This window comes from Acidobacteriota bacterium, from assembly GCA_009861545.1.
In the GTDB taxonomy this organism is placed as follows: Bacteria; Acidobacteriota; Vicinamibacteria; order Vicinamibacterales; family UBA8438; genus WTFV01.
Genome location: VXME01000120.1, coordinates 24709 through 31741 on the forward strand (window position 1 = coordinate 24709; position 7033 = coordinate 31741).

Below are 7033 nucleotides of genomic sequence, written 5' to 3' on the forward strand. Positions count from 1 at the left end.
CGGAGCGACCGGGCGCGGCCGCGCGACGAGACGGGGAGCCGCGGGCCGCCGAGATGAAACCGATGCTGGAAACGCTGATCCGGGACGTGCGCTACGGCCTGCGCTCGCTGTTGCGATCGCCGGGCTACGCCCTGATGGTGGTGCTGACCCTCGGGCTCGGCATCGGCGCGAACACCGCCATCTTCAGTCTCGTCAACGGCGTGCTGCTGCGGCCGCTGCCCTACGCCGACGGGCACGAGCTGGTGCTCGCCCGCCAGCAGGCGCAACGGGCCGGGTCGGCGAACATCCCCTTCTCGGTCAAGGAGATCGGCGACTACCGGGAGCAGCTCGCGACCCTCGACGGCTTCGTCGAGTACCACGGCATGTCGTTCACGCTGCTCAACCGGGGCGAGCCGGACCGCGTGCTGACCGGGGTGGTGTCGGCGAACTTCTTCGACGTGCTCGGCGTGCAGCCGCTGTACGGCCGGACGTTCCGCGACGGCGACGACGATCTCGGCGCCGAGGCCGTGCTGGTCCTCAGCTACCCGTACTGGCGGCAGCGCTTCGGCGGCGACCCGGACATCGTGGGCCAGGTCTTCGAGATGAACGACCGGCCGCATACGGTGGTCGGCGTCCTGCCGCCGGTGCCGCAGTACCCGCGCGAGAACGACGTCTACATGCCGACGTCCGCCTGCCCGTTCCGCGCCCGCGCCGAGGCCCGCATGGAGGAGGACCGCACCGCGTTCCGCGGCATGACCGCGTTCGGCCGGCTGGGGCCGGGCGTGGGCGTCGACCGCTTCGGCGCGGAGCTGGCCACCGTGGCGGCCCGGCTGCAGGACGACTTTCCGGAGACCTATCCCGCCGATTCGGGCTACACCGCCGTCACCCTGCCGCTTGCCGATGAGCTGACGCGCGAGGCGCGCCCCACGCTGCTGATCCTGTTGGCCACGACCGTGCTCGTGCTGTTGATCGCATGCGCGAATGTCGCGAATCTCACGCTGGCGCGGATGAGCCGCCGCGAGCGCGAGCTGGCTCTCCGGTCGGCCCTCGGCGCGGGCCGCGCGCGCCTGCTGCGGCAGTTGGTGACGGAAGCGAGCCTGCTGGCTCTTACCGCCGGCGCCTTCGGGCTGCTGGTGGCCTGGCTCAGCCTCGATCTGCTGGTCGCCTTTGCGGCGCTCTTCACGGCCCGCACCACGGAGGTGGCGATCGACGGTTGGGTGCTGGCCTTCACGCTCGGCCTGTCGCTGCTGACCGGGATCGTTTTCGGCAGCGCACCCGCCCTGACGGGACGACGCGACGTCGCGGTGGCGCTGAAGGAGGCGGGAGCGCAGACCACCGACACGCCGGCCCGGCGCCGCATGCGCGGGCTGTTGACCGCTTCGCAGGTAGCCGCCGCCTTCGTGCTGCTGATCGCCACCGGGCTGCTCCTGACCAGCTTCTACCGGTTGCAGCAGGTGGATACCGGCTTCGATCCGGAGAACGTCCTTACCGCGGAGGTCTTTCCGAACTGGTCGAAGTACACGACGGCCGAGAGCCGCCGCCAGCTCTTCACCGACGTGCTGCAGCGGTTGCAGGACCGGCCCGGACTGTCCGCGGCGGCCGTCGCCAACGGCTTCCCGATGGCGAGCGAGGTGGGCCAGCAGCAGCGGTTCGCCATCGAGGGGCGGACCTACGAGGACCCCGATCTGCGTCCCGAGCTCGAAACGCGCGTCATCAGCCCGGACTACTTCGCGACGGTCGGCGTGCCGCTGCTCGCCGGCCGGACGTTCACGCGGCTCGACGACGCGGAGACCACGCCGGTGGCGGTCGTCAGCCGCTCGCTGGCCGAGCGCCACTGGCGGGAAGGACGGAGTCCCCTCGAACAGCGGATCACCCTGGACGACGGGGAGACCTGGATCACCATCGTCGGCATCGTCGGCGACGTGCGCGACCACGGGCTCGACCGCGAGCCGCCGGACCAGCTCTACCGCCCGTTCCTGCAGGGGGCGGGTTCGCCGACCCGCGTCCTGGTGCGGGCGCGCACGGATCCTCTGGCCCTGAGCGGGCAGGTGCGGGCCGCCGTCCACGCCGTCGATCCCGAGCAGCCGGTGGAGAACTTCCGGACCCTGGCCGAGACCCGCGCCGGCACCACCGCGCCGCGGCGGCTGTCGGCGGTCCTGCTCGCGCTCTTCGCGGCGCTCGCCCTGATCATCACCGTGACCGGCATCGCCGCGGTCATCGCCACCTCGGTGAGTCACCGGACCCGCGAGTTCGGGTTGCGCCTGGCCCTCGGGGCCGAACGGACCTCGATCCTGACCATGGTCCTGCGTCAGGGGCTGGCCCTGGTGCTGGCGGGGCTGGTCATCGGCGCGGCCGCCGCCGTCGCGCTCTCGCGTTCGCTGTCCAGCTTCCTCTTCGCGACCGAGCCGACCGACGCCGGCGTCTTCGTGATGGTGTCGCTCGTCTTCGTCGCCACCGGGCTCGCCGCCTGCTACCTGCCGGCGCGGCGGGCCATGGGTGTCGACCCGCTCGTGGCGCTTCGGGACGAGTAGCGCGAAGTACCATGAGCGGCACGGGAATGCCGGTCGGGGGATGTGGTATAGCTACCGGGCATGGCGGCTACGCGACGCCGGGTAGCGTTCACCAGCCGCCGACGCGCTCGGCGCTCGGTGCCGCCATCGACTGCCGGGACGGACGGGCTGTGTCCGAGTTGCGATCTCGCCTGAATCGAGCATGAGGTAACAGATGACAACCACCTTTCGGAATGCCGCCATACGGTTGCTCGTCGCGATCTGCGTCGCGCTCCCGATTGCTGTCAGCGTCTTTGGGCCGGCCCCGGCCGCCGCGCAGGAGGCGCCCCGCTACGAGCTCGATCCCCTCTGGCCGAAGCTGCCGTTCGGCGAGCAGTGGCTCACCGGCGGCCTCGGCGGGATGTGCGTCGGCGGGGAACGGATCTTCATCCTGAACCGGCAGAACGTCGTGCCCGCCGACCTCGACGGATCCCGACTGGCGCCGCCGATCATCGAGCTCGACGCCGAGGGGAACGTGGTCCGGGGCTGGGGCGATCCGGCGCGGATCGGCGACCGGCTGCACGACTGCCACGTCAACGCCGACGGCAGCCTCTGGGTGGTCGCGGCCGGGACCGGCGTGGTGCAGAAGTACGCGGGTGACGGCGGTGAGCTGCAGCAGCAGATCGGCGAGACGGGAAAGTACGACTCCTCCGACGGCACCCGCCAGGGCGAGCCGCTGAACTCCGACCGCGCGCAGTTCTTCCTGCCGGCGAGCATCGATGTCGACGAGGGGACCGGCGACATCTACGTGGCCGACGGGGAGGTCGGCGGCGGCAACTACCGGATCGCGGTGCTCGACAGCGAGGGCAAGTTCCTGCGGCAATGGCCGCTCCACCGCACGGCCGGCGAGGACATCGTGCCGCTGCCGCACTGCTTGCGGGTATCCAACGATGGCCTAGTCTACGTTTGCGACCGGCGGGCGGACCGCATCCAGGTCTACGACCGGATGGGCGAGTTCGTCCGCAACATCGACCTGGCGTTCGACCCCGTGACGCCGCGCGACGCCAGCCGCACCGGCACCCGCGGGACCGCGGTGGTGCTGGCGTTCTCTCCCGACCCGGAGCAGCGCCTGCTGTTCGTCCTGAACCAGAACAGCGTGATGGTCGACGTGGTCGACCGGCAGAGCGGCGAGGTGCTGACCAGCTTCGGCGGCGGTCCGGGGCGCTACCGTGGGCAGTTCACGCTGCCGCACGGCATCGGCGTGGATTCGGAGGGCAACGTCTACGTGGCCGAGCAGGAGGGCCGGCGGATCCAGAAGTTCGTGCCCGTTGCGCCGTGATGACGGTCGCCGTTCGAATCTGCGATGGTGAGAGCCACGTCGACACGCGGGCGCTTCCGCGGCGGGGAGTCCAGCCTCCTTGGCGCCGAGACGATCCTGCACTACACTGCACTACAGGATGAGCAAGGACCACGTCTACAGTTGGCGGTTGCGGGGTGACCTGAAGGAGGCACTCGGGGAAGCTGCGCGCGACGAAAAGGTGAGCGTTGCCGACCTCCTGGAACGGATTGCCGGCGACTGGCTTGCGCGCAGGTCTTCGACGAGAGACGAAGCGGAGATTCAACGCCGGCTCCACGCTGCGGCGGCAGTGTGCGTGGGGAGCGTTCGCGGTGGCGACCCCAACCGAGCCCAGGAAGCCGGGGACCGGGTGCGGTCCCTATTGGCGCGCAAACATGCGGGCTAGGACTCTGCGCTGCAGAACGCAGCGAAGCGAAGTGCTGCGGCGCGGAGTCATGGAGTGGGGGGATGGGCCGAAAACGCCGAGCCGGCGAGGCGTTTCGGGGCGCTAACGGACTCATAGACACGGGCGCGATGCTGGCGCTCCTGGACGCGGACGATCGGTGGCACGCCGGTTGCGCCGCGGCATTCGCTGGCCTGCGGTTGCCACTCGCCACGACCGCAGCCGTGCTCGCCGAATTCTTCCATCTGCTCGGCCGCCGACCCGCAGACATTGCCGCTGCCTGGCGCTTCCTGCGTTCTGGTGCGGTCACGGTGCTCCCGATTGGCGACGACGATCTTCCCGCGCTGGATGCCCTGATGAAGCGTTACGCCGATCGCCCGATGGACTTAGCGGACGCGACCCTGGTTCACCTGGCGCAGAGAGAGTCGATAGCGACTGTCTTCACCATCGATCATGACGATTTCGAGACCTATCGCGCCGGTCGCCGCAGGTTTCGGATCGAACCAGGGCGTTGGCATCGGTGATTGGAGCGCCTTCTCCTCGATTTCCGCCAGGCTGGGCGGCAGCTTGCCGCACGCCCCGGCTTCGCGCTGGCCGCAGTAGTCATCCTGGCCGTCGGCATCGGCGCCAACGCTGCGACCTTCAGCATCGTCAACGGGCTCCTCCTGCGACCGTTGCCGTATCCGGATTCCGAGGCGATCGTGAGCGTGGGACAGGCGCCGTTGGGCAGTCCGGGACCGGCCATCCTGGAGACCAACGAGCTGCGGCGGCTGTGGGAAGAGGCGCGGTCGTTCGAGGAGCTCGCCGCTTTCTCGCCGTCCGCCTTCGTGTGGGACGGTCCGGACGGCCCGGTCACGCTGTTCGGAACGGCGGTGACGCCGTCTCTCTTTCCGTTGCTGCGGGCGATGCCGCGGTTGGGTCGGCTCTTCACGGAGGCGGAGGCGGTCGAGGGCGCACACCAGTTCGTGCTGCTGAGCCACGGAGCCTGGACGAGGCGGTTCGCATCCGACCCGGACGTCATCGGCGCCCCGATCGTGTTGAACGACGAGCCGCACACCGTGCTCGGGGTGCTCCCGGACGGCTTCGAATCCTCTTTCTACGGGACGGAGGTCTGGACGCCGCTCGTCGTGCCGCCGTACGAACCGGAAACGATCGTCGACGGTTCCCTCGTCATCATGAGCGCGTTCACGGGGGTGGGACGGCTGCGGGACGGCGTGTCGCCGGCACAGGCGGAAACCGAAGTCCGCACGATCCTCGAACGGGGATCCGAGCGCCCGCTGCCCACGAGTCTCGACTTCGAGACGCGGGTGATGTCCTTGCGCGAGGAGCGGGGGCGGCCGTTCCGGCCCGCGCTCCTGATGCTCGCCGCGGCAACGGGGCTGGTGCTGCTGATGGCGTGCGCGAACGTGGCCGGGCTGTTGCTGGCGCGCGGGGTCGTGCGGCAGCGGGAGCTGGCCGTCCGGGGCGCGCTCGGTGCGGGACGGGGCCGGATCGTCCGCCAACTGCTCACCGAGAGCGTCGTCCTGGGTGTTGCCGGCGGGGCGGCCGGCCTCGCCGTGGCGGTCGGGATCGTGCGCGCCGCGCCGGTGCTGATGCCGCGCAACGTGCCCGGGCTCGCCGAGGTGGGTGTGGATGGCGCCATGCTCGCGTTCACCGCCGCGGTGTCGGTGGTCTCCGGCCTGCTGTTCGGCACGGCGCCGGCGCTTGCCTGGTCGCGGGTCGATCTGGCCCGTACCCTCAACGAGGCGGGTGCGTCGGCCGGCGGCTTCGGCCGGCTTCGGGCCAATCGGGGACAGGCAGCGCTGGCGGTGACGCAGGTGGTGCTGGCGCTCGTGCTACTGACAGGCGCCGGATTGCTGCTGCGCAGCTTCGTGTCGCTGGTCACGCTCGATCTCGGCTTCGAGCCCGCCAATGTGGTGGTCGCGCGCATCATGGATCCTGCCAGTACCCGCCTGTTCACCCGCGGCGGGCGGATCGAGTCCGACGAGGTCGAGGCAATGAACGCTGCGGCCCGGAGCGCCACGGAGACGCTGCTGGCGCGATTGGAGCGGATCGCGATCCTGCCCGGTGTGGACGCCGTGGCGCTGTCGTCGAGCATGCCGCTCAACCGCACCGGTTCGGTCCGGCCGTTCACCGTCGCGGGCCGCCCCGCGCCCGCCGATCCGCGTGAGCGACTGGAGGCGCGCATCCTGGAGGTGAGCCCGGATTACGCCGACGTGGTGCGGCTCCACCTGCAGGCCGGCCGGTTCTTCACGGATCGTGACAGGACAGGCAGCCCGCGGGTCGCCGTGGTCAGCGAGTCGTTCGCCCGGGCGGCGTTCGGCGGCGAGCCGGCGGTTGGGCAGCGCCTCGTGTCCGCCCTCCCGTTTCCGGGCTTCTGGGGCCGCCGCGACAGGCCGGGCGGCGAGGGAAGCGGCAACGAGCCGTGGGAGGTCATCGGCGTCGTTGCCGACGTCACGTCGCCCTTCCGTGGCGAGTCCTTCGGACCGGCCGACGCGGGTGACGTCTACCTGTCCATGCTCCAGCCCGACCAGGACGGGATGCCCTCGTTCGGCAGCCTGCCCGTCGTCGCCGTACGCACCGCGGGCGATCCGCTCGCGGTGATTCCCTTTCTGCAGGAGGCGCTCGCCGACGTGTCCCCGGGGGCGCAGGTCAACGCAATGGCGCTCGAGACGATCCTGTCGGCAACGGCCGCGCAACCGCGCTTCTACGCCTTGTGCGCCTCGATCTTCGGGGGCGTGGCGCTGCTGCTCGCGGCGTTCGGCCTCTACGGTGGAAATGGCAAGTTGAAAAGGGACCCCCGTGGCAACGTGAAAAGGGACCCCC

The 7033-nt window shown here is 70.6% G+C and carries 4 protein-coding genes; all 4 read left to right on the top strand.

The annotated features are described in order from the left end of the window. Positions 1-53 precede the first annotated feature (53 nt). Complete coding sequence (locus F4X11_19425) at positions 54-2510, top strand: ABC transporter permease (GenBank protein MYN67175.1); 2457 nt, start codon at positions 54-56, stop codon at positions 2508-2510. 193 nt (positions 2511-2703) lie between these two features. Then, positions 2704-3807 (top strand): hypothetical protein, encoded by a 1104-nt coding sequence (locus F4X11_19430; GenBank protein ID MYN67176.1) that lies wholly within the window; start codon positions 2704-2706, stop codon positions 3805-3807. Between the two features lie 465 nt (positions 3808-4272). After that, positions 4273-4731 carry a PIN domain-containing protein gene (locus F4X11_19435; protein MYN67177.1) on the top strand — a complete coding sequence of 153 codons (459 nt, stop codon included), beginning with the start codon at positions 4273-4275 and terminating at the stop codon, positions 4729-4731. Next, positions 4732-7033, top strand: a 2302-nt coding sequence (locus tag F4X11_19440; GenBank protein MYN67178.1) for an FtsX-like permease family protein, incomplete at its 3' end; no start/stop codon positions are given. It lies immediately after the preceding gene.